Origin of the sequence: Alcaligenes sp. PF14, from assembly GCF_037150615.1 — a bacterium.
GTDB lineage: Bacteria > Pseudomonadota > Gammaproteobacteria > Burkholderiales > Burkholderiaceae_B > Alcaligenes > Alcaligenes phenolicus.
On record NZ_JBAGRS010000039.1, the window covers coordinates 1 to 227 of the forward strand.

1 protein-coding gene is annotated in these 227 nt (G+C 62.1%); it reads right to left on the reverse strand.

Going from position 1 to position 227, the window contains the following annotated elements:
* Positions 1-227 (reverse strand): autotransporter outer membrane beta-barrel domain-containing protein (locus WFM49_RS18580; protein ID WP_336974868.1); only part of this gene is annotated, 227 nt, incomplete at both ends.

The window sequence follows — 227 nt, forward strand, 5'->3', positions numbered from 1 at the left end:
TCCAGTTCCGTGGTGCCACGCAGACCCAGCGTCACGGTGCTCAGGTTCTGGCGTTGCGAGTCTCCGCGCAAGGCTGCCTGACCACCCGATTCGCTAAAGGAGCCGTGACGCAACTGGTGCCAGTTCACGCTGGCGTATGGTTCTACGCTGGAGCGGGGGCTGACGGGCATGCGGTAACCCAGTTGGGCAAAGGCCTGGATGCTGTGCGCTTTGTAATCAGCCTTCAG